This is a genomic window from Streptosporangium minutum (genome assembly GCF_002149035.1).
Lineage (GTDB): Bacteria > Actinomycetota > Actinomycetes > Streptosporangiales > Streptosporangiaceae > Streptosporangium > Streptosporangium minutum.
This window is the reverse complement of sequence record NZ_NGFP01000163.1, coordinates 1-21,108: the sequence shown is the minus strand read 5'-3', so window position 1 is coordinate 21,108 and position 21,108 is coordinate 1. Positions and strand designations below refer to the sequence as shown.

Here is a 21,108-nt window from a genome sequence, read left to right as displayed (position 1 = left end):
GGGGGCGAGTCGAGGAAGACCAGGGCCCTGCGGGTGCCCACCCGGGAGGCGGTTTCGAAGATCGGTTTCGCGGACGCCAGTCCTTCGCTCAACGGTGCTCCCGTCCCGACGACGATGTACGCCCCACTCTGGACGCCCGGCCGCCGCCGCATGCGGATCTTGGCGATAGGGCGACCTGTTTTGGGAAACGCTTGCCGTCGGGTTTCCGGAAAGTTTGCGCCGGAGCGGTCACCCCGTTCGCATGAGTTCGATCAACTGGCCGCATACCGTCGAGGCGACGAGGTGACGCCGTGCCTCGCCGTACGTCGGTGCGGGCCGGAGGCGTGGCCTTGAGCGGTCGTTCCGGGCGGCTGTCGATCGCCTTGCGGCTCGCGGGGCGGCCGCGAATCCTGTTGCGGCGTGAGGGGGCGTCGAGTAGGTTTCCGGACACGCCGTCGAGCCGGGAGGAGGTCAGAACGATGTCCGATGTTCTGCGCCCCCTCCGCGTCCCGGCGTCCACGCGGATCTGACCCCGGGGCGCCTGCTTTCCGGAGGATCAATCCATGACCGGTCCGGTCATCCGCCCGCTCGTCGCGGGCGAGGAAAATCTGTTCGAGTCCATGCCCGATCCGCTGCCCCAGCTGCGCAAGGTCGGTTACGCCGACGGGATCGCCGGCGGCGGCTACCGGCCTGAGAACACCTGGGTCGCCCTCCGGGCCGGCCGGGTGGTCGGCCGTGCGGCCTGGGTCCTCCCGCCGGGCGCCGTCGGCGACCCCTGGCTGGAGAGGTTCGACCTGGACGCCGAGCCGGAGGTGGGGGCCGCGCTGCTGCGCGCCGCCCATGAGGCACTCGGCGGTCCCCGGTTGTACTACGCCTCCATGCCGGCGCACTGGCGGCACAGGCCGGAGGTACTGGCCGTGGTCAAGGCGCCGATGGCGGCGGCCCGGCTCGCCGGGCTGGTCGAGCGGGGGGAGCGGCTGAGATGCTCCTGGACGGGCACGCCGCTGCCGGTGGCCTCCGGGCGATACACCTTCCGCCCGGCCGCCGACGCGGCGGAGATCGAGGCCCTGGTCGCCCGGATCGCCGAGCCGGACGTGCTGACCGGCCTGGAGGTGGCGCGGGCGGTCGGCGGGGTGGACCTGGCCACCGACCCGCTGGCCTGGCTGACCGGCCCGGCCGGGGACTGGCGCGTCGCGCTGGACGCCGGGGAGCCGGTCGGCCTGGTCGGAACGGCCGGGCAGGCCTGCTACCCGCTCATCGGCTACCTCGGCCTGATCGACAAGGCCGTCCGGGCCGACCTGCTGGCCGAAGCCGTCCGGGTGCTGGCCGCCGGCGGCGCCCGGGAGGTGGTGGCCGACGTGGACGCCTACCGGGTGGCGGTGCGGGCGGAGCTGGAACGGACCGGGTTCCGGCAGCTGCGGTCCCGGGTCGTCTTCGGACCGGCCGCAGGCCCGCCGTCCGGTCCGGCGGTCGCCGCCGTGCGGAACCCCGCGTGAGACGGCCGAGCGCTCGGAGCGCCTGACGGCATGAGCTCCGTCGTGCTTTGATCCCTGGCCGCGGTGATGGCGGGAGGAGCGGCGTCCCGAGTGCTGTGGGCCCTGCCTTACCTCTGGGGTATGGCCTGTCTTTACCTCGGCGGTAATCGACGGGCCACGCCCGGACCCGAAAGGCTTGCGGCATGAGTGATGACACCCGTGACACCGTGGAAGAACTGCTGCGCCGGATGGCGGAGGGTGATCATGACCGCACGGCGGAGCTGTTCGCCGAGCCGATCGACTGGCGGCTCGACTGGCCCGCCGAGGGGCATCCGGCGGTGCCGTGGATCCGCCCCCGGTCCAGCCGGGCCGATGTGGCGGACCACTTCCGGTCGCTGGAGGCCCATCACGTGCCCGAACTGAACGGCACATCGGTGACGTGGATCCTGGTCGACGGAGCGCACGCCGTGGTGCTCGGGGAGATCGCGCAGACGGTGCGGGACGGCGGCGCCGCGTACACCTCGCCGTTCGCGCTGCACCTCACCGTCGAAGACGGGCTCGTCACCCGCTACCACATCTACGAGGACAGCCTTACGGTCGCGCGAGCCCTCAGCGCTCAAGCCTGATCACGGATTCCGTCAGGCGCTCCTGGGCCTGTCCGGCTCGAAGGCCACGGCGGGCGGACACCGGCCGGGGTGTACGCCCGCGTCGCTCGGCGCGTCCTCGCCGCAGCCGTCCGGCACGACGGGGACACCGGCCGGTCCGTCCTGCGATCGCCCGTCGCCCGCGGCCGTCAGGACCGGATCGTCTACTGGAGGTCCCTGGTCCAGATCTCCTCGACGAACCCGCCGGCCGCCCGCTCCTCGACCGGCTCGAAGCCCGCCGCCCGGTAGATCCGCCGGGCGCCGGTCAGCACGTCCCTGGTCCACAGCACGATCCGCCGGTAGCCCGCCGCCTTGGCGAAGTGCAGGCACTCCTCGACGAGCCGGCCGCCGATCCCCATCCCCCTGGCGGCCGGCTCGACCAGGAGCATCCGGAGCTGGGCCGTCTCGTCGTCCTTGTGCACGCAGAAGACGCACCCGGCCCGTTCGCCGTCCACCTCGGCGATCCACCCGGCGTCGCGCCGGGGATCGTGGCCGTCCACGTAGTCGGCCACGATCCTGGCCACCAGCGCCTCGAACTCCTCGCCCCAGCCGTACTCCTGGCTGTAGAGCACGCCGTGCCGGTGCACCACCCAGCCGAGATCCCCCGGGCGCGGCGGGCGGATGACGTACGGCTCGGCCTTCGGGGTCCGGGTGAGGATCTCCTGGATCGTCGCCATGTTCGCGACCAGCCGCCGCCGGTCCTCCTCGGTCACCCCTTCCAGCAGGCCCCGCACCTGCGCCGCCGAGCGCTCGTCGAGGGTCGCGAACGTGGCCCCGCCCGCCTCGGTCAGCCCGACGACCTGCCGTCGGCCGTCGACGGCGGACCGCTCGCGCACGACCAGTCCGTCGGTCTCGAACCGGCCGAGCATCCTGCTGAGATAGCCGGCGTCGAGCCCGAGCAGCCGCCGCAGCTCGCCGACCTCCACGCGCTCCCGCTGGGCGAGCTCGAACAGCACCCTCACCTCGGTGAGGGAGTAGGGGGTGTCCAGGACGCCCTGGTGGAGCACGCCGATGACCCCGGTGTAGAAGCGGTTGAAGGCGCGGACCGCCGAGACATGTCTCTCCATGTCTGACAGGCTCAACTATTTCACTGACTGAGTCAAGCAAATGTCCCTCTCCGGCCCCCGGCGCCGGGTTAGAAGACCGGCCAAGCCGGTCAAGAAGGGATGATGAGTCTTCGGGCGCACAAGTCGCCCCTCGCAGGGACGGGAGCATGATGGCTGAGGTCGCGTATGTCGGTGGATACACCCCGGACACCGGAGGGTCGGGCCCGGGGATAACCCTGGTGGAGCTGGAAAGCCTCACCCGGCTCGGCGTCACGGCGGCCCCGGGCCCGTCATTCCTCGCCGCCCATCCCCGGCTCCCGGTCCTGTACGCGGTGGGGGAGAGCGAGCAGGGCACGGTCAGCGTTCTCGCCCGCGCCGGCGACGGCACGCTGACCCCGCTGGCCCGGCGGTCGAGCGAGGGATCGTTCCCCTGTCACCTGGCCGTCGACCCGTCGGGCACGCTGCTCGCGGTGGCCAACTACGGCGACGGCACGGTGAGCGTGCACGGTATCGACGGGTCCGGCCTCCTCACCGACGTGTCGACCTTCCCCTACCGGGACGGCGCCCACGCCCACCAGGCCGTCTTCGGCCCCGACGGCGTGCTGTACGTGACCGACCTGGGCGCCGACGAGGTCCGCCGCCACCTGGTCGGCACCCAGGTGACCCCGCACCCCGACGGCCCGGTACGGCTCGCGCCCGGCATGGGCCCCCGGCACATGGCCCGCTCCGGGGAGCACTGGTACGTGGCCGGTGAGCTGGACGGCACGGTCCGCGTCTACGACGACGGCTGGCGCGAGATCCGGGCCGTCCCCGCCAGCGCGGCCGAGGGGCCCAACCACCCCTCGCACCTGGAGGTGTCCGGCGGGTTCGTCTACGTCGGCAACCGGGGCCCCGACACGATCTCGGTGTTCTCCACGATCACCCTGGAACCGGTCGCCGAGGTCCCCTCCGGGGGTGTCTGGCCGAGGCACTTCGCCATCGCCGACGGCCGGATGTACGTGGCCAACCAGCGCTCCGACGGCGTCGCCGTACTGACGATGAAGGACGGGATCCCGCAGTTCGACGGGGAGGTGTTCGCGGTGGGCACCCCCTCGTGCGTGCTGCCGCGGGTCTGAGGCCAAGAACCCGCCAAGTCCCAGGCGGGAGGCCTCCCGCCTGGGCAGGCTGCCGTCATGCTCCGAGTGTCCGCGTATCTGGCCGTCACGCTGGCGGCGACCCTGGTGGCCGCCGGGTGTGCCGTCGTCACCGGCGTGCCCGCACAGGCCCCCTCTCCCCCCGCGCCCTCCGTGGTGAAGGGCGCCGGGGCGGCCCGCGACGCCACTGCGGCCGAGAACGCCACCGCGGCCGAGAACGCCAGGGCGGGCGACCCGCGCTGGCGGCTGCGCGGGCGCGGCGGCGAGCACGAGATCGAGGGCTTCGCCGACCGGGTGAGCGTGCTGCCGGGGGAGGGCTTCCGGCTGTACGTCTCGACCACGGCCGGCCACTACACCGCCAGGGCCTTCCGGGTGGGCTGGTACGGCGGGGCGGGGGCCAGGAAGGTCTGGGAGTCGGCCGAGCTGCCCGGCGTGCGGCAGGCCCCGCCCAGGACCGTCCCGGACACCGGCGCGGTGACCGCCGCCCACTGGAAGCCGGGTCCCGAGGTGGACACCGCCGGCTGGCCCGAGGGCTCCTACCTGATCCGGCTGGAGGCCGCCACCGGAGGCCGGCGCTACGTCCCCCTCACCGTCAGATCCGCCTCGACCGGGGGACGCCTGGTCGTCGTCAACGCGGTCACCACCTGGCAGGCCTACAACCGGTGGGGCGGCCGCAGCCTCTACCGGGGCCCCGGCGGGTTCGAGGACCGCTCCCGCGCGGTCAGCTTCGACCGCCCCTACGACACCTCCGGCGCCCGGCTCTTCCTGGACATGGAGCGCGACGCCGTCGAGGTCGCCGAGCGCAGCGGCGTCCCGCTCGCCTACGTCACCAACCTGGAGCTCGACCGCGACCCGCACATCCTCGACGGCGCCCGCGGCCTGGTCTCCCTGGGCCACGACGAATACTGGTCGCCGCACATGCGGCGCACCGTCGAGGCCGCCCGCGACCACGGCACCAACCTCGCCTTCCTGGGCGCCAACGCCGTCTACTGGCGGATCCGCTTCGCCGCGACGCCCCTGGGCCCCGGGCGCATGGTCGTCTGTCACAAGGACGCCGCAGAGGACCCCGGCACTGTTCTGTGGCGCGACAGCGGTGAGCCGGAGAGCTCGCTGACCGGCCCGATGTACGACTGCTTCCCCTCCGAGTCCGCCTACGTGGTCCACCGGCCCGGCAACTGGATCTTCGAGGGGACCGGGGTACGGCGCGGCACGGTCTTCCCCGGTATGGCCGGGGTGGAGACCGACAAGGTCGTCGCAGGCGTGCCCCGTCCGATGGAGGTCCTGTCGGTCTCGCCGGTCGACTGCGGCGGCCGGTCCACCGTCGCGCACAGCGCCTACTACACCGTGCCGAGCGGCGCCGCCGTGTTCAGCTCCGGCACGATGCGCTGGGTGTGCGCGATGCGGGGCGCCCGCTGCGGCCACGGCGTCACGGACCGGGCGAGGGTCTTCGTCCGCAGGGCCACGGGGAACATCCTGCGGGTCTTCGCCGCCGGCCCGGCCGGGCGCGAGCATCCGGCCGACGACAACCTCGAGTCCCTGGGCCTGGACGGGCCCGCGGGCCGCTGAGGCTCCCCGGGCTCTGACCGGGCCGGCGGGTCATTGAGGCTTCCCGGGCTCTGGCCGGGCTCTGGCCGGGCTCTGGCCGGAGCCCGCCGGGGGCGGCGGACCGCCGCGGCCCCCGGCGCCGGGGGCCGCGTGGGGCTTTCACAGCAGGCGGCGTGGCAGGCCCGTCGCGCGCGGGCGGATAAGAAGGTCCTCCCGCGCGAACACCTCAGGGGCATGGAGAAGACTGGGGTGGGAGCCGGGATTCACAGGCCCGGCCGTCCGGCGTCGATGGGGAGAGCCGACATATGAGGACTCCTCCAATTTGGTCTAGACCATTGGCCTCATCAGCAGGCAGAATGCGTTGCGTCGGCGACGGAAATCCCTCACCGGCCGCGTCACCCCATTTAGTCTGGCCGTCTTGCCTCGGAACCACCACCGGAGGATGCCATGCGTATTGGAGTGCTAACCGGGGGCGGCGACTGCCCCGGCCTGAACGCCGTTATCCGCGCCGTCGTGCGCAAGGGAGTCAGTGTCTACGGGCATGAATTCGTCGGGTTCCGTGACGGCTGGCGTGGCCCGCTGGAAGGCGACACCATGCCGTTGGACATCCAGGACGTGCGGGGCATTCTGCCGCGTGGCGGCACGATTCTCGGCTCGTCGCGGACCAATCCGATAAAGATCGACGGCGGTGTCGAGAAGATCAAGGACAACCTGGCGGAGACCGGGGTCGACGCGTTGATCGCGATCGGCGGCGAAGACACCCTCGGCGTCGCCAAGCAGCTCTTCGACAAGGGCGTGCAGGTCGTCGGCGTGCCGAAGACGATCGACAACGACCTCAGCGCCACCGACTACACCTTCGGTTTCGACACCGCCGTCAACATCGCCACCGAGGCGATCGACCGGCTCCACACCACCGCCGAGTCCCACCACCGCGCGCTGATCTGCGAGGTCATGGGCCGTCACGCGGGCTGGATCGCCCTGCACGCGGGCATGGCCGGCGGCGCCAACGTCATCCTCATCCCGGAGAAGCCCTTCGACATCGACCGGGTCTGCGCCTACGTCGAGTCCCGTTTCAAGACCCGCTACGCGCCGATCGTCGTGGTCGCCGAGGGCGCCCACCCCATCGAGGGCCAGATGGCGCTGCAGGCGGGCGAGCTCGACTCCTTCGGGCACGTCCGGCTGGGCGGCATCGGCGAGGTGCTCGCCAGGGAGATCGAGAAGCGGACCGGCAAGGAGGCGCGCACCACCGTGCTCGGCCACATCCAGCGCGGCGGCACGCCCACGGCCTTCGACCGCGTGCTGGCCACCCGGTTCGGCCTGCACGCCATCGACGCCGTGCATGACGGCCACTTCGGCGTCATGGTCGCGCTGCAGGGCACCGACGTCGTCAGGGTCGCTCTCGCCGAGGCCACCAAGGAGCTGAAGACCGTGCCGGTCAGCCGCTACGAGGAGGCCGAGGTCTTCTTCGGCTGACACGCCGGCGACGGGGGCCGCTCCAAAGCGGCCCCCGTCCGTGCGGACGCCCCGCCGTGACCTCGCGTCACGGCGGCGACCGTCCGATCCCCTCTCGTACGGCCCGCGCCCTGCGCCCCCTCTCGTACGGCCCGCGCCCTGTGCCCGGACCGCACGCCGAGGCGCGCCCCCGTGTGGCTCGCGCCCCCGTGCGGCTCGCGACCCCGGCCGTGCGGCCCGGTGACGCGGAGCCGTACGTCAGCCGTCGTCGGAGTCGAACAGCGACTGCCACCTCGGCGCCTCGGCCGCCGGCGCGGCCGGGGGGAGACGCCGTCCCCCCGCGCGCACGGCGATCGCGCCGATCCCCGCCGCCGGCCACGGCCGTCCCGTGGCCGACCGGTCACCGGTCTGACGGCGTACGGGAGCGTGACGATGATCTCCGTCCGATCCGTCGGCCGGTCGCGTGGCGGGTGGTCCGCCGCGTGGCTCACGCGCTCGTTTACTTTGGGCCGCCCGCCCGCATCCCCGGCGGCTGGGCGGCTGTTCTGAAAAGCGTAGCTGCCCGTGATTGAAATCTCACTCACGGTTATTGTCCGGAGCCGGAGAGTAAGCATTCCGAACCGAGCCTTTTGCCTCCCTGGGATGACCGCCCCAGTTGTCCTCAACTAGCGTCGAATTCAGGTTCCGCGCCATGTCGGCGTCTTCCGTGATACCGATTCGGCGCTTCATCGGCCCGGGTATCGCCCGGAGCGTTCAATGCGACACGGAGTGATCTCCTATGACGAAGCTCAGACATACTCTCGCCGCCGGTGCGATGGTGGCCTCGGCACTTGTCGCCCCCGTGGCGATGTCGGCTCAGTCCGCCAGCGCCGGCACCACCGGTCCGACCACCGCGACATCCTTCGGCACCTCCGCGCAGGACTGGTGCTCCAACCACCCCAAGAAGTGCGCCAGGGCCCGTAACAACAACAACAATAATAACAACAACAACGGGGGCAGGAACAACAACAATAACAACAACAATAACAACGGAGGCAGGAACAACAACAACAATAACAACAACAACAATGGAGGCGGGAACAACAATAACAACAACAATAATAACAACGGAGGCGGAGGAAACAACAACAACAATAACAACAACAACGGGGGCGGAGGAAACAACAACAACAATAACAACAATAACTAGGTCCACTCAAAGGCCGGGGCGTTCACTCCGCCGATCTCCCGGGGATCGGCCGGAGGGACGGAGCCGGAGCCGGGCCGCCTGCGGTGCGGTCGCCGGGATTGGCGGCGATCAGCGCGCCGAATGCCCTCTCGTGGGCTCGGCGGACCGTCAGGCGGACGCGAGTCCGTCATGGACGCACCGGATTCCGTGAGTGCCCGTCCCCCGCGAGTGCCCGCCCCCTCAGCCCCCGCCAGCGGACGATCATCCGTCGGCGGGGGTTCAGCATGTTCCGGGACATCCGGCCCGGCCGCCGGCCGGTCGTCCCGCCGCCGGGCCGCCGAGCGGCCCGGCGCGCTCCTGCCGCGTCGAGCGGTTTCCCCGCTCCGCGTCCGCGTCGAGCGGTTCCCCACTCCGTTCCCGGATCCGTGCCTCGCGCCGCGTCGAGCGCGGCCGCCACCCCGTCAAGCAAGGCGTGGACGGTCGCGGGGCGGACTAAAGTAGCTAGGTCGAGGCGTTGTCTTGAGACGATTACGCGCCACACTGGGCGGTAGACCCTTATTTCCCCCGAATCTTTACAGTTCCACCGGAGGTTGCAGCATGACCATGTCCGCCTTGGGTGAGCCCTGCGTTCTGCTCAAACTGGGCGAGGTCGTCCTCAAGGGAAACAACCGGGAGCTCTTCGAACAGCGGTTGCAGGCCAACATCAAGGCGGCCCTGAAGGACTTCGACTTCAAGGTGGACGTGCGCCAGCGCCACGGCGTCATCGCGCTCTTCCTGCCGGACGGCACCACCGCCGAGGTCGCCGACGCGGTCGCCGCGCGGGTCGCCTACGTCCCCGGCCTGGTCTGGATCCACCGGGCCTGGCGGGTGGAGAAGGACCCGGGTGCGGTCACCAAGGCGGCGATCGAACTGCTGGCCGACCGGGACGACGTCAGGCGCGGCGTCTCCTTCGCCGTCCGTTCCCGCCGCCGCGACAAGCGCTTCCCGCTGACCTCGATGGAGATCGACCGCTCGGTCGGCGGCGAGCTCAACGACATCTACGGCCTGCCGGTCGACCTGAAGAACCCCGAGCTGGTCGTCTCCATCGAGGTGGACCGGGACGAGGTCTTCGTCTTCACCGGCGGCACGCCCGGTCAGGGCGGCCTGCCGGTGGGCACCAGCGGCCGGGGTCTGGTCCTGATGTCCGGCGGCATCGACTCCCCGGTGGCCGCCTACCGGATGATGCGGCGCGGCCTGCGGGTGGACTTCCTGCACTTCTCCGGCATCCCGTTCACGACGTCGGAGTCGATCTACAAGGCGTACGCCCTGGTGCGCGCCCTGGACAGGTTCCAGGGCAGGTCCCGGCTCTGGGTCGTCCCGTTCGGCAAGGCCCAGCAGTCCATCAAGGCCTCCGGCCAGGACCGTCTGGCGGTCATCTCCCAGCGCCGTCTGATGCTCAAGACCGCCGAGGAGGTCGCCCGCCGCCTCCGCGCCGGCGCTCTGGTCACCGGTGACTCCCTGGGGCAGGTCTCCTCCCAGACCCTGCAGAACATCACCGCCCAGGACGACGCGGTCGACATGCCGATCCTGCGGCCGCTCATCGGCCTCGACAAGACCGAGATCATGGCGGAGGCCCGTCGCATCGGCACCCTGGAGATCTCCGAGCTCCCCGACGAGGACTGCTGCACCCTGCTGGCCCCCCGCCGCGCCGAGACCGCCGCCAAGATCGCGGACCTGAGGCAGATCGAGAAGCGTCTCGACGCCGAGGAGCTGGCCGTCCAGCTCGCCGGCTCCCTCCAGGAGTACAAGCTGGAGGGCTGAGTCCGTCCCGGAAGCGGTTCACCCGCGGGGTACGGCCGGTGGCTTGTGGCGCCGGCCGTACCGGGAGACGCGGGCGCTTGTGGCGTGGGTGAACGCGGGGTCGGACACGGGCGACGGTCAGGCGGACGCCAGGGCGTCGCCGGCCGGGTCCTTGCCCACCAGCGGCGGGAACTCGCGCATCACCCGGGCGAGCTCGCGCAGGTCGTCGTCGACCAGCGCCTGGGGGCCGTCGCAGAGGGCCTGCTCGGGGTTGGGGTGGACGTCGATGATCACGCCGTCGGCGCCGACCGCGATGGCGGCGCGGGTGAGCGGGAGCACCAGGTCCCGCCGGCCCCCGGAGTGGGACGGGTCGACGATGACCGGCAGGTGTGACAGGCGCTGGGCGACCGGGACCGCGGAGACGTCCAGGGTGTTGCGGGTGGCGGTCTCGAAGGTGCGGATCCCGCGCTCGCATAGCACGATGTCGAGGTTGCCGCGCTGGGCGATGTACTCGGCGGCCATCAGCCACTCCTCGATGGTGGCGTTCATGCCACGCTTGAGCATGACCGGCTTGCCGACCCCGCCGACCGCCTGGAGCAGCGCGAAGTTCTGCGCGTTGCGGGTGCCGACCTGCAGCATGTCGGCGTAGGAGGCGACCAGCTCGACGTCGTGGGCGTCCACGACCTCCGTCACGACGGGCAGGCCGGTCTGCTCGCGTACGTCGGCGAGGATGCGCAGGCCGGCCTCGCCCAGGCCCTGGAAGGCGTAGGGGGAGGTGCGGGGCTTGTAGGCGCCGCCGCGCAGCAGGGTGGCCCCGGCGGCCTTGGCCATCTCCGCCGCCTCCAGGGTCTGCTGCGGGGTCTCCACCGCGCACGGGCCGGCGATCAGGGTGACCGTGCCGGGGCCGATCGGCACGCCGCCGACCCGGACCGTGGAGCGCTCGGGGTGGTTGTCCCGGCTCACCAGCTTGTACGGAGCGGTCACTCGCATCACGTCGGCCACCCCGCGCATGCCGCGCAGGTCGAGCGTGCTGAACTGGGCGACGTCGCCCACCAGCCCGATGATCGTACGGCTCACGCCGCGGCTGACGAACGCGTCGCCGCCCGCCGTGCCGATGACCTCCACGATCGCCTGGACGTCACCCTGGGTGGCGTCGGGGCCCATGACGATGACCATGTCTCTCCTTCGATGAAAAAAGGTCCGAAAAGCAGAAGGCCCCGGGTCCGTAACCGGACCCGGGGCCTTCGCGTTCGCCTGTGCTGTCAGCGCAGCATCTGGTGGCGAACGGTCCCACCTACGGGTCCGTCGCCATACCAAAACCAGAACGAAGTACGCATCGCCGGTAATGGTAGCGCACCGCCGGGACTCGTCGGCGACCTGGTCGGGCGAGGGCGGCCGGCGGAGCCCGCGCCGTGACACGCGTTCTCGCCGCCGGAACGGCGCGAGGGCGTTATCCGGTGGCCGCTGCGGCGGCGGCGGACACACGATGGCAGGATTACCCCGTGCCGTAGGGGAACAGGACTACCCCGTGCCATCGGGAAACGGCGAGGGGAGTGGTCGTGGAGCAGTCCGAAACTCCGCAGGAGGAGACTCGCCTGCCGCCGGGCCAGTACGTCCCCCGGGGGCGTCCGGTGATCCACTATGGCCGGGTGCCCACGTTCCGCCCGGCGACGTGGGAGTTCCGTGTCATGGGGGCGACCGCCTCCGGCGAGCAGCACAGGTTCACCTGGCCGCAGTTCTCCGGGCTGCCGCGCACCACGGTCATGGCCGACTTCCACTGCGTCACCAAGTTCTCGATCATGGGGAACGAGTGGCGGGGGGTGTCCACGGCGACGCTGATGGAGCTGGCCCCGCCCGCCCCCGGCGTGAAGCACGTGATGATCTGGGCCGAGTACGGCTACAGCGCCAACATGCGGATGAGCGACTTCGTCCGAGGCCACACGTTGTTCGCCCTCGAACTCGACGACAAGCCCCTCTCCCCGGAGCGGGGGTTCCCGGTCCGGGCGATCGTCCCGCACCTGTACGCGTGGAAGAGCGTCAAGTGGGTGCGCGCCGTGGAGTACCTGCTGGAGGACAGGCGCGGTTTCTGGGAGGAGCGCGGGTACCACAACCTCGCCGACCCCTGGCGCGAGCAGCGCTACTCCTATCAGGAGGAACCGGGCGAAGGGCCGCTGTGATCCGCGTTCTCCCCTGATGGGCCGGGGTGGTTGACTACGGTTTCCCGCATGTGGTCGACCAGTGCCTGGGTGCTGCTCTGCGCGCTCAGTACTTTCCTGGGATTCGTCATCTCCCGCCGGCGACCGGCGTCCCCCCGCCATCTGGCCGGCCTGCCGGACGAAGCCACCTTCGCCACCCTGCACATCGCCGCGCTGGCGGCTCCGTCGCTGCGGGCCGGCCTGACACGCGACTCCGCCCGCAAGGCGATCCGCCATCTGCGCACGCTGCTGGGCGTCAGCGCCATCGCGGTGACGGACGCCGACGGCGTGCTCGCCTGGGACGGCACGGTCGGCTGCCACCGCGACCACGCGCCCGAGCACGCCCGCACCGTGTTCTCGTCGGGCCGCCCGTACGTGGTGGCGGGGGAGGCGATCGCCTGTGGCAGGCCGGGCTGCGTGATCCGGGGCGCGGCCGTGGTGCCGCTCACCGTGGACGGCCGGGTGGTCGGCGCGCTGGCCGCCTACGACGCCGAGGTGAGCGCGGGGCTGGTCCGGACCGTCACCGAGGTCGCCCGCTGGGTCTCCGGCCAGCTTGAGCTGGCCGAGCTCGACTCCTCCCGCCGGCGCGCGATGGAGGCGGAGACCCGGGCGCTGCGCGCGCAGATCTCCCCGCACTTCGTCTACAACTCCCTGACCACCATCGCCTCGTTCGTCCGCACCGACCCCGAGCGGGCCCGCGAGCTGCTGATGGACTTCGCCGACTTCACCAGGCACGCGCTACGCCGGGGAGGGGACTTCACCACCCTGGCCGACGAGCTGCGCTGCGTGGACCGCTACCTGCTGCTGGAGCGGGCCAGGTTCGGTGAACGGCTCCGCTTCACCGTCCGGGTGGCGCCGGAGGTGCTGCCGGTGCCGGTGCCGTTCCTGTGCCTGCAACCGCTGGTCGAGAACGCCATCAAGCACGGGATAGCCGCCACCGGCGGCTCCGGCGAGGTGCGGGTGGTGGTCAGGGACGCCGGACCCGAGGCCCACATCAGCGTCGAGGACGACGGGCTCGGCATGGACCCGGGGCGGGCCAGGCGGCTGCTCGACGACGACCCGGGCCAGGGGCGGGGCGAGGGCGGGATCGGCCTGGCCAATGTGGACGTGCGGCTGCGCCAGATCTACGGCGAGGGCTACGGGCTCGTCGTGGAGACCGCGCTGGGCGCCGGTACCAAAATCCGGCTGCGCGTGCCCAAACTTCCCACCAGGTAATAGCTAATAGTAGTCATAGTTTTACTTAAAGTTGACATTTCTATTGCGGTGAACGCGGTTCGAGGGCAGCGTGGGTCCATGCTGCGAGTCCTGGCCGTCGACGACGAGGTCCCCGCGTTGGAGGAGCTGGCCTACCTCCTCCGCCACGATCCCCGCATCGAGCACGTCTCCACCGCCCCCGGAGGAATCACCGCGCTTCAGGACATGGTTCAGATGATCGGCACGGGAGAACGGCTCGACGGGGTCTTCCTCGACATCCGGATGCCCGGTCTCGGCGGCCTCGACCTGGCGCGGCTCATCGGCGCCTTCCCCAACCCGCCCCGGCTGGTGTTCGTCACCGCCCACGAGGACTGCGCGATCCAGGCGTTCGACCTGGAGGCGGTGGACTACCTGCTCAAGCCGGTCCGGGCCGACCGGCTGGCGGAGGCCGTACGGCGCCTGGAGTGCATGACTCCGGCGACGGGCGAGCCGATCCCGGAGGACGTCATCCCGGTCGAGCTCGGCGGGCGGACCCGGTTCGTGTCCCAGCAGACGGTCCGCTTCGCCGAGGCGCAGGGCGACTACGTACGGCTGCACACCGTCGACGGCAACTACCTGGTGCGCATGTCGCTGGCCGCGCTGGAGCGGCGCTGGGCCGACTCGGGGTTCATCCGCGTGCACCGCAGCACGCTGGTCTCGGTGCGTCACGTGAGCGAGCTGCGCTTCGACGGCGGCCGCGTGACGCTGCAGGTCGGCTCGGAGACGCTGCCGGTCAGCCGCCGCCACACCCGGCAGGTCCGCGAGCAGCTCGTCCGCGACCGTCAGCTCCAGGACCGGTCGCTGTCCTCCGGCGTGCCCGGGTGAGCGGTCGCCGGGTGACCGTGACCCGCAACCCGGTCCCGGCGGCCGGCGCGGGGACCGCAGGCCCCCTCCGGCCGCTCGGCGCCGTCGCCGACGCCGAGCCGGACGGGTGGGCCGAGCCCGGCGAGCTCCACCTGCGCTCGATCGTCGCCGGTCAGCTCTCGCTGGCCGGGCGCACGCTCGCGGCGGTGGCCGGGATCCTGCTGGGAGTGGCGGTCCTGCCGTCGCTGGGCGAGTACGCTGGCATCGGGGCCCCCGGGGTGTGGCTGGTCCTGTGCCTGGTGCCGCCGCCGCTCTGGGCGCTCCTCGCCGTCACCCATCTGCGCCGCGCCGAACGGATCGAACGCGAGTCCGTCCGGGCGGCGCGGGACGGCGGATGACCACCGCCGTCGTCGCCTCACTGCTGGGCGTGGCGGTCGTGCTTCTCGGCTCGGCCGCGATGAGCGTGGTCAGGCCGCGCAGATACGCCACGACCCTCGACTTCTACGTCGCGGCGCGGGCGGTGGGTCCCTGGCGGAACGGCGCCGCGATCAGCTCCGAGTACACCTCGGCGGTCAGCTGCCTGAGCCTGGCCGGGCTGATCGCCCTGCACGGCGTCCCGATGCTCTGGTATTCGGTGGGCGCCACCGGCGGCTACGTGGTCGTCCTGATCCTGGTCGTGGCCCCGCTGCGCCGTTCGGGAACCTACACCCTGTCCGACTTCGCCCAGTGGCGGCTGGGCTCGCCACTGGTCAGGCGGCTGGTCACCGGCATCGTGACGGTGATCGGCATGATCTATCTGGTGGCTCAGCTCCAGGCCGCCGGGGTCGTGCTCCGCCTGGTGACCGGTCTGCCGCCGTGGGCCGGCGGCGTGGCGACGGCCGTGGCGGCCGTGGCGGTCGCGCTGACCGCGGGCATGGGCAGCGTCACCGGGCTCCAGGCGCTGCAGTTCTGGCTGAAACTCCTGATCTTCGCCGGCTGCGCGCTGGTCCTGTGGTCGGCCTGGCGCTGGGGCATGGCCGCGCCACCCGCCGCCCCGGCGCCGTCGGCCGGGCCGCACCCCGTCCGGGAGCACGTGCTGGCGGGAACCGGTGACCCCTCCCCGCTCGGGGTGCTCAGCGTGCTGGTGTCGTGCGCGCTGGGCGCCATGGGCCTGCCTCATGTGATCGTCCGGGTCTACGCGAGTCCCGACGGCCGGTCGGCCCGCAGATCCGTCGTGGCGGCACTGGCCATGCTCGTCGCCTTCTACCTGCTGCCGCCCGTCTACGGGGTGCTGGGGCGGGTTTTCGCCCCCGGCGTGCCGGCCGACGCGATGGTGCTGGTGCTGCCCGCGCGCATGCTGCCGGGGCCGGTCGGCGACGCCCTCACCGGGCTGCTCGCCGCCGGGGCCTTCGCCGCGTTCCTGGCCACCTCCTGCGGGGTGCTCGTCGCCCTCGGGGCGACCCTGTCGCCGGGGACGCCGCGGATCGCTCGGATCACCCGGATCGGCCGGTTCAGGGGCTCGGTGGCGGGGGCCGCCCTGACGGCCCTGCTGCTGTCCTGGGCGGCTCCCCACGGGAGCGTGATCCTGCTGGTGATGCTCGGGTTCGGCCTGTCCGCCGCCACGCTCTGCCCGGTACTGGTGCTCGGCATCTGGTGGCGCGGGCTGTCGGCCCGTGGCGCCGCCGCCGGGCTGGTGGTCGGCGCCGGGCTCATCGCCGCCCTCGTCGCGGTGGAGGGGCTGGCCCCCGCGGCTCTCGTGGCCAGGCTGGGGCTGCCGGTCCGCTACCCGGCGCCGTTCGTCGCCCCGGTCGCCTTCCTGGTGATGGTGGCGGTCTCGCTGGCGACACCCGGGAGCGTGCCGCCGGGGGTCTCCCGCAAGCTCGCCAGGATGCACATTCCCGAGGACCTCGGGGAGGCGGGAATCGACCGTTCGTCGCACCGGCCGGGCCGCTCGTCGCGCTGACACTCTCCGCACATCGACGACCACGCGCCGTTAATCGCGCTGGCCGGAAAGGGGCGGTCGCCTGCCCGGGCTCCCCTCTAGTGTTCCCTTCATCGGAGAGCCGAACCCGCCGCACCAGGGGGGGACAGAGCCGGAAGGCTCGGGTCCTGGTGCGCGGACTCCCGGGTGACCGTCGACACCTGGTCATCCGGTTGCCGGGCCCTGGATCGGGGGGAGGGTCCGGCGATCTCCGGTGCGATGGGACGCCCGCGTCAGTCCGCGGGCCGGACCGTGATCTGGCCCGCGGGGGCGGCCGGATCACGAGAGCGGGCGTCCCGTCCCACCCCGCCTCCAGCCGGGGACCGCTCCAGCCGGGGACGCCCGGCCGCACCGGGCTGACGGCGGGCTACCGGCGGGCGGTCCCGAACCCGGCCAGGTGATCAACGCCCGGCGCCGTCAGCCCGCGGTGTCGCTGTCGCGGAGCTTCTTCAGCAGCTCGATGTCCTCACGGTGCTTGTCGACGCCGCCCGGGGTCTCGATGCAGAGCGGCACTCCGGCGGACACCGGGTGACGCATCAGCTCGGCGAAGGGCTCCATGCCGATGTGGCCCGCGCCGATGTTCTCGTGCCGGTCCTTCTTGGAGTCGCACACGTCCTTGGAATCGTTGGCGTGGATCAGCTTGAGCCGTCCCGGGGCGATCGCGTGCAGCGCGTCGAGGGTCTCCCCGACGCCCTCGGCGGTCGACAGGTCGTGGCCGGCGGCGAAGGCGTGGCAGGTGTCCAGGCAGACCCCCGCCTTCGGGTGCCAGTCGAGAGCGGCGAGATAGGGCTCCAGGTCCTGGACGGTCGCGCAGAGCATCGCGCCCTGCCCGGCCATCGGCTCCAGCAGCAGGTCCGGGCCGTCGTCGGGGATCTCCTCCAGGAGGGGGAGCAGGTGCTCGTGCAGCTGGCGCAGGGCGTCCTCACGGGGCTGGCTCACCGCCGATCCCGTGTGGACCACCATGCCCGCGGCGCCGATCGCGTAGGAGCGCAGTAGGCCGTGCCGTACGGTGGCCACCGACTTCTCCAGCGTGTCGGCGCTGGGAGAGCCCATGTTGATGAGGTAGGGGGCGTGCACGAAGGAGAGCATGCCCGACTCGACGAGCCTGGCGTCCTGGACGGGGTTGCCCACGGCCGGGGACCAGCCCCGGGGATTGCTGACGAACACCTGGATCATCTCCGCGCCGATGTCCGAGGCGTACTGCAGGCCGCCCTTGGCCAGGCCGCCGGTGACGGATACCTGTCCGCCGATGAGGGAGAGAGAAGTCATGATGCCGCCAGTTTAGGCGGTGGAGCCGACACTTCCCCGGCCGTCGGGCCCGCGTCCCCCTCCTGACGATCCGCGGCGACAGGCGCCCTGACCGGTCCGCGGAACCGGGCAGTTGGAGCATGACACGAAAACCCAGGGCAAACCTTTATTCCACTTGGGAGTTCTCGCTGCTGGACCCCGTACGGCGACGGTGTGTGTACTGCTCACATGCCGAACGTGAATTCCGCAGCATCGGCGGCGGGGCTGGCCGGCTTCAACGCGCTCGGCGCCGCCGAGGCCGAGGCGGAGCTGCTGGCGTGCTGCGCCTGCCGGGCCTTCGCCCGCGTGGTGGCCGCGCGACGCCCCTACCCCGACCTCGACGGGCTGGCCGAGGCCGCCGGCGCCGCCGTACGCGATCTGGCCTGGCCGGACGTCCAGGAGGCGCTGGCCGCGCATCCTCGGATCGGCGAGCCGCCCCGCGACGGCGGCCGGGCGGCGCGGGAGACGTCCTGGTCCCGGCAGGAGCAGTCCGGCGTGGACGCGGCCGGCCGGGCGGTGCTCGACGGGCTGGCCGAGGGCAACCGCGCCTACGAGGAGCGGTTCGGCCACGTCTACCTCGTCTGCGCCACCGGCATGACGGCCGAGGAGATGCTGAGCCGACTGCGGGAACGGCTGCGCAACGACGACGCGGCCGAGCGCGACGTCGTCCGGGCCGAGCTGGCCCGGATCACCCGCCTGCGCGTGGCGAAACTGCTGGGAGACACTCCATGAGAGACGCGGGGACAGGTGCCGTGACGGCGCGGAGACCGCGGGCGGGCGGGGCCGGCCGTACGAGGCGGGGGGATCTCGGTTGAGCCTGTCCACGCATGTCCTGGACGCCGCGCTGGGCAGGCCCGCGGCCGGCGTCGCCGTACGGCTGGAGCGGGCGGGCACGGTGCTCGCCGAGGGCGTCACCGACGCCGACGGCCGGATCGGGGGCTGGGCGCCCGGGGAGGGCGCGCACCGGCTGGTCTTCGACACCGGCGGCTACTTCGCCGCCCGGGCGGTGGACGCCTTCTACCCGGAGGTCTCGATCGACTTCACCGTCGGGGACCCGGACGAGCACTACCACGTGCCCCTGCTGCTGAGCCCGTTCGCCTATTCGACGTACCGAGGGAGCTAGGCATGGCCGTCATTCTCGGCCCCAACCGCTACGGCAAGGCGGAGACCCGGGTGGTCCGCGTCGTCAGGGACGGCGGCGTCCACCACATCAAGGACATCAACGTCAGCTCCGCGCTCTCGGGCGACATGGACGAGGCCCACCTGAGCGGTGACAACACCGCGATCCTGCCGACGGACACCCAGAAGAACACGGTCTACGCCTTCGCCCGGAAGTACGGCGTCGACCAGATCGAGGACYTCGCGCTCCTGCTGGCCCGCCACTACGTCGGCTCCCAGCCGGCCGTCCACCACGCCCGGGTGGAGATCGAGGAGTACTTCTGGGACCGCGTCCCCGTCCAGGGGCCGTCCGGCGAGCGGCACTCCTTCGTACGCTCGGGCAGGGAGGTGCGCACCTGCGTCGTCCACCACGACCGGGACGGGACCACCACCGTGCTGTCCGGCCTGAAGGACCTGGTGGTGCTCAACTCGACCGGCTCGGAGTTCCACGGCTTCGCCGTGGACGAGTACACCACCCTCCAGCCCGTCACCGACCGCATCCTGGCCACCGAGGTGTCGGCCGGGTGGCGGCATGTCTCCGACGGCCCCCCGTTCGGCAAGTCCTACAGTGAGGTACGGCGATGTCTTCTGGAGGCGTTCGCCGAGACCCACAGCCTGTCGTTGCAGCAGACGCTCTACGCGATGGGCAGGCGGGTGCTGGAGACCCGCGGCGAGATCTGCGAGGTGCGCCTGGCGATGCCGAACAAGCACCACTTCCCGGTGGACCTGACGCCGTTCGGGCTGGACAACCCGGACGAGGTCTTCTACGCCGCCGACCGTCCCTACGGGCTCATCGAGGGCGCCGTGCTCGACGACGACGCCCCCGCCGCCCGGTTCGCGTGGGAGTGACCGTGGAATTCCTGCGACCCGCCACCTGGGCGGAGGCACTGGAGGCCAGGGCCGCCCTGCCCGGCGCGGCGCCCATCCAGGGCGGCACCGACATAATGGTGGAGATCAACTTTGACGTCCACCGGCCCGACGCGCTGCTCGACCTGAACCGGGTCGCCGAGCTCACCCGGTGGACCACCGAGGAGGACGGCCGGCTCCGGGTCGGCGCGGGCGTGCCGTACGCGCGGCTGATCGCCGAACTCGGCGACCGGCTGCCGGGCCTGGCGCAGGCGGCGCGCACGGTCGGCTCCCCGCAGATCCGCAACCGCGGCACCGTGGGCGGCAACCTCGGCGCGGCCTCTCCCGCCGGTGACAGCCATCCGCCGCTGCTGGCCGGGGACGCGGTCGTCGAGGTCGAGTCCGCCGCCCGGGGCGTGCGGATGATTCCCGCCGCCGAGTTCTACCTCGGGGTCAAGCGGAGCGCCCTGCGACCGGACGAGCTGATCCGGGCGTTCTGGATGAGCCCCGCGAGCGGCCCGCAGTACTTCTCCAAGGTCGGCACCCGCAACGCCATGGTGATCGCGGTCTGCTCGTTCGCGATCGCGCTCCACCCCGGCGAGCGGCGGGTGGGCACCGGCATCGGCTCGGCCGCCCCGACCCCCCGCCGGGCCGTCGCGGCCGAGGAGTTCCTCGCCGCCGAACTCGACTGGGACGCCCGGCTGGATCCCGAGGTGCTCAGGCGCTTCGGCGAGCTGGCGGCGGAGGCGGCCTCGCCGATCGACGACGTCCGCGGCACCGCCGGCTACCGCAGGCACGCCATCGGCGTGATGGCGCGCCGCACCCTGACCTGGGCATGGAACGAGTTCCGGTCCGGGCACCCCGGAAGGAGGACGGGCTGATGCGCGTCAGCTTCACCGTCAACGGCCGTGCGGAGACGGCCGACGACGTCTGGGAGGGCGAGAGCCTGCTGTACGTCCTGCGCGAGCGGATGGGCCTGCCCGGTTCCAAGAACGCCTGCGAGCAGGGCGAATGCGGCTCGTGCACGGTCTACCTCGACGGCGTCCCCGTCTGCGCCTGCCTGGTGGCGGCCGGTCAGGCCGAGGGGCGGGAGGTCCGCACGGTCGAGGGGCTCGCCGAGGGCGGCCGGCTCGACCCGGTCCAGGAGGCCTTCGTCGAGTGCGGCGCCGTCCAGTGCGGCTTCTGCACCCCCGGTCTCGTCGTCCAGGCCCACGACCTGATCGAGCGGGTCCCGCGGCCCTCCGACGCCGAGATCCGCGAGGCCCTGGCGGGCAACCTGTGCCGGTGCACCGGCTACGAGAAGATCCTCGACGCCGTACGGCTCGCCGCGGCCCGGAAGGCGGCGGCCCCGTGAGCGGGCGGGCCGTGCGACGTGGTGGCGGGAGCGGGCGGGTTGTGCGACGT

General features: G+C 72.0%; 20 protein-coding genes. 17 read left to right on the top strand and 3 right to left on the bottom strand.

The genetic code is table 11. From position 1 onward, the window contains the following. The first annotated feature begins 542 nt into the window (after positions 1-542). Both CA984_RS29065 and CA984_RS29060 read left to right on the top strand, forming a co-directional pair. Positions 543-1,475, top strand: coding sequence for an acetyltransferase (locus tag CA984_RS29065; RefSeq protein WP_086576703.1), 933 nt, complete (start codon positions 543-545; stop codon positions 1,473-1,475). A gap of 182 nt (positions 1,476-1,657) precedes the next feature. Continuing rightward, positions 1,658-2,080, top strand: coding sequence for a nuclear transport factor 2 family protein (locus tag CA984_RS29060; RefSeq protein WP_086576702.1), 423 nt, complete (start codon positions 1,658-1,660; stop codon positions 2,078-2,080). A gap of 182 nt (positions 2,081-2,262) precedes the next feature. Here CA984_RS29060 and CA984_RS29055 read toward each other — a convergent pair whose 3' ends face one another. Then, positions 2,263-3,165 (bottom strand): bifunctional helix-turn-helix transcriptional regulator/GNAT family N-acetyltransferase, encoded by a 903-nt coding sequence (locus CA984_RS29055; protein ID WP_086576701.1) that lies wholly within the window; start codon positions 3,163-3,165, stop codon positions 2,263-2,265. 146 nt (positions 3,166-3,311) lie between these two features. Between CA984_RS29055 and CA984_RS29050 the strand changes: the two genes are divergently transcribed. The 5 genes from CA984_RS29050 to thiI all read left to right on the top strand — a co-directional run bounded on the left by CA984_RS29050 (position 3,312) and on the right by thiI (position 10,242). Continuing rightward, on the top strand, positions 3,312-4,259 hold the full coding sequence (locus tag CA984_RS29050; RefSeq protein WP_086576700.1) for a lactonase family protein: 948 nt from the start codon (positions 3,312-3,314) through the stop codon (positions 4,257-4,259). Positions 4,260-4,316: 57 nt separating this feature from the next. Further along, positions 4,317-5,843 (top strand): N,N-dimethylformamidase beta subunit family domain-containing protein, encoded by a 1,527-nt coding sequence (locus CA984_RS29045; protein ID WP_207621080.1) that lies wholly within the window; start codon positions 4,317-4,319, stop codon positions 5,841-5,843. Between the two features lie 426 nt (positions 5,844-6,269). Then, positions 6,270-7,295, top strand: coding sequence for a 6-phosphofructokinase (locus tag CA984_RS29040; RefSeq protein ID WP_086576699.1), 1,026 nt, complete (start codon positions 6,270-6,272; stop codon positions 7,293-7,295). 757 nt (positions 7,296-8,052) lie between these two features. Beyond that, positions 8,053-8,463, top strand: a complete 411-nt coding sequence (locus CA984_RS46500) for a hypothetical protein (RefSeq protein WP_165781457.1) — start codon at positions 8,053-8,055, stop codon at positions 8,461-8,463. Between the two features lie 576 nt (positions 8,464-9,039). Beyond that, entirely contained in the window at positions 9,040-10,242 is a 1,203-nt protein-coding gene (gene thiI / locus CA984_RS29030; protein WP_086576698.1) for a tRNA uracil 4-sulfurtransferase ThiI, read from the top strand. 117 nt (positions 10,243-10,359) lie between these two features. On the opposite strand, the gene aroF is transcribed toward thiI, so the two are convergent. Continuing rightward, positions 10,360-11,397 (bottom strand): 3-deoxy-7-phosphoheptulonate synthase, encoded by a 1,038-nt coding sequence (gene aroF / locus CA984_RS29025; protein ID WP_086576697.1) that lies wholly within the window; start codon positions 11,395-11,397, stop codon positions 10,360-10,362. Positions 11,398-11,780: 383 nt separating this feature from the next. On the opposite strand from aroF, the gene CA984_RS29020 reads away from it, so the two are divergent. The 5 genes from CA984_RS29020 to CA984_RS29000 all read left to right on the top strand — a co-directional run bounded on the left by CA984_RS29020 (position 11,781) and on the right by CA984_RS29000 (position 16,395). Continuing rightward, positions 11,781-12,398: a molybdopterin-dependent oxidoreductase gene (locus CA984_RS29020; RefSeq protein ID WP_086576704.1), complete on the top strand. Its 618-nt coding sequence runs from the start codon at positions 11,781-11,783 to the stop codon at positions 12,396-12,398. 48 nt (positions 12,399-12,446) lie between these two features. After that, positions 12,447-13,631, top strand: coding sequence for a histidine kinase (locus CA984_RS29015; RefSeq protein ID WP_086576696.1), 1,185 nt, complete (start codon positions 12,447-12,449; stop codon positions 13,629-13,631). Between the two features lie 78 nt (positions 13,632-13,709). Beyond that, the gene (locus tag CA984_RS29010; RefSeq protein ID WP_086576695.1) at positions 13,710-14,474 is read left to right on the top strand and encodes a LytR/AlgR family response regulator transcription factor; all 765 of its coding nucleotides are present in this window, start codon (positions 13,710-13,712) and stop codon (positions 14,472-14,474) included. After that, positions 14,471-14,851: a hypothetical protein gene (locus CA984_RS29005; RefSeq protein WP_133061805.1), complete on the top strand. Its 381-nt coding sequence runs from the start codon at positions 14,471-14,473 to the stop codon at positions 14,849-14,851. Before CA984_RS29010 ends, CA984_RS29005 begins: the two co-directional genes overlap by 4 nt. Next, on the top strand, positions 14,848-16,395 hold the full coding sequence (locus CA984_RS29000; protein WP_086576693.1) for a sodium:solute symporter family transporter: 1,548 nt from the start codon (positions 14,848-14,850) through the stop codon (positions 16,393-16,395). Before CA984_RS29005 ends, CA984_RS29000 begins: the two co-directional genes overlap by 4 nt. 435 nt (positions 16,396-16,830) lie before the next feature. On the opposite strand, the gene CA984_RS28995 is transcribed toward CA984_RS29000, so the two are convergent. Beyond that, on the bottom strand, positions 16,831-17,682 hold the full coding sequence (locus CA984_RS28995) for a deoxyribonuclease IV (protein ID WP_086576692.1): 852 nt from the start codon (positions 17,680-17,682) through the stop codon (positions 16,831-16,833). A gap of 207 nt (positions 17,683-17,889) precedes the next feature. On the opposite strand from CA984_RS28995, the gene uraD reads away from it, so the two are divergent. The 5 genes from uraD (at position 17,890) to CA984_RS28970 (ending at position 21,058) form a co-directional block, all read left to right on the top strand. Then, the gene (uraD, locus tag CA984_RS28990; RefSeq protein WP_086576691.1) at positions 17,890-18,432 is read left to right on the top strand and encodes a 2-oxo-4-hydroxy-4-carboxy-5-ureidoimidazoline decarboxylase; all 543 of its coding nucleotides are present in this window, start codon (positions 17,890-17,892) and stop codon (positions 18,430-18,432) included. A gap of 79 nt (positions 18,433-18,511) precedes the next feature. Continuing rightward, complete coding sequence (gene uraH, locus CA984_RS28985) at positions 18,512-18,823, top strand: hydroxyisourate hydrolase (RefSeq protein ID WP_012889475.1); 312 nt, start codon at positions 18,512-18,514, stop codon at positions 18,821-18,823. A 2-nt stretch (positions 18,824-18,825) separates the two neighbouring features. Beyond that, positions 18,826-19,707 (top strand): factor-independent urate hydroxylase, encoded by an 882-nt coding sequence (gene pucL / locus CA984_RS28980; protein ID WP_086576690.1) that lies wholly within the window; start codon positions 18,826-18,828, stop codon positions 19,705-19,707. A 2-nt stretch (positions 19,708-19,709) separates the two neighbouring features. Next, on the top strand, positions 19,710-20,585 hold the full coding sequence (locus tag CA984_RS28975; RefSeq protein ID WP_086576689.1) for an FAD binding domain-containing protein: 876 nt from the start codon (positions 19,710-19,712) through the stop codon (positions 20,583-20,585). Next, positions 20,585-21,058 carry a (2Fe-2S)-binding protein gene (locus CA984_RS28970; RefSeq protein WP_086576688.1) on the top strand — a complete coding sequence of 158 codons (474 nt, stop codon included), beginning with the start codon at positions 20,585-20,587 and terminating at the stop codon, positions 21,056-21,058. The genes CA984_RS28975 and CA984_RS28970 overlap by 1 nt, the downstream gene beginning before the upstream one ends. Positions 21,059-21,108: the final 50 nt, after the last annotated feature.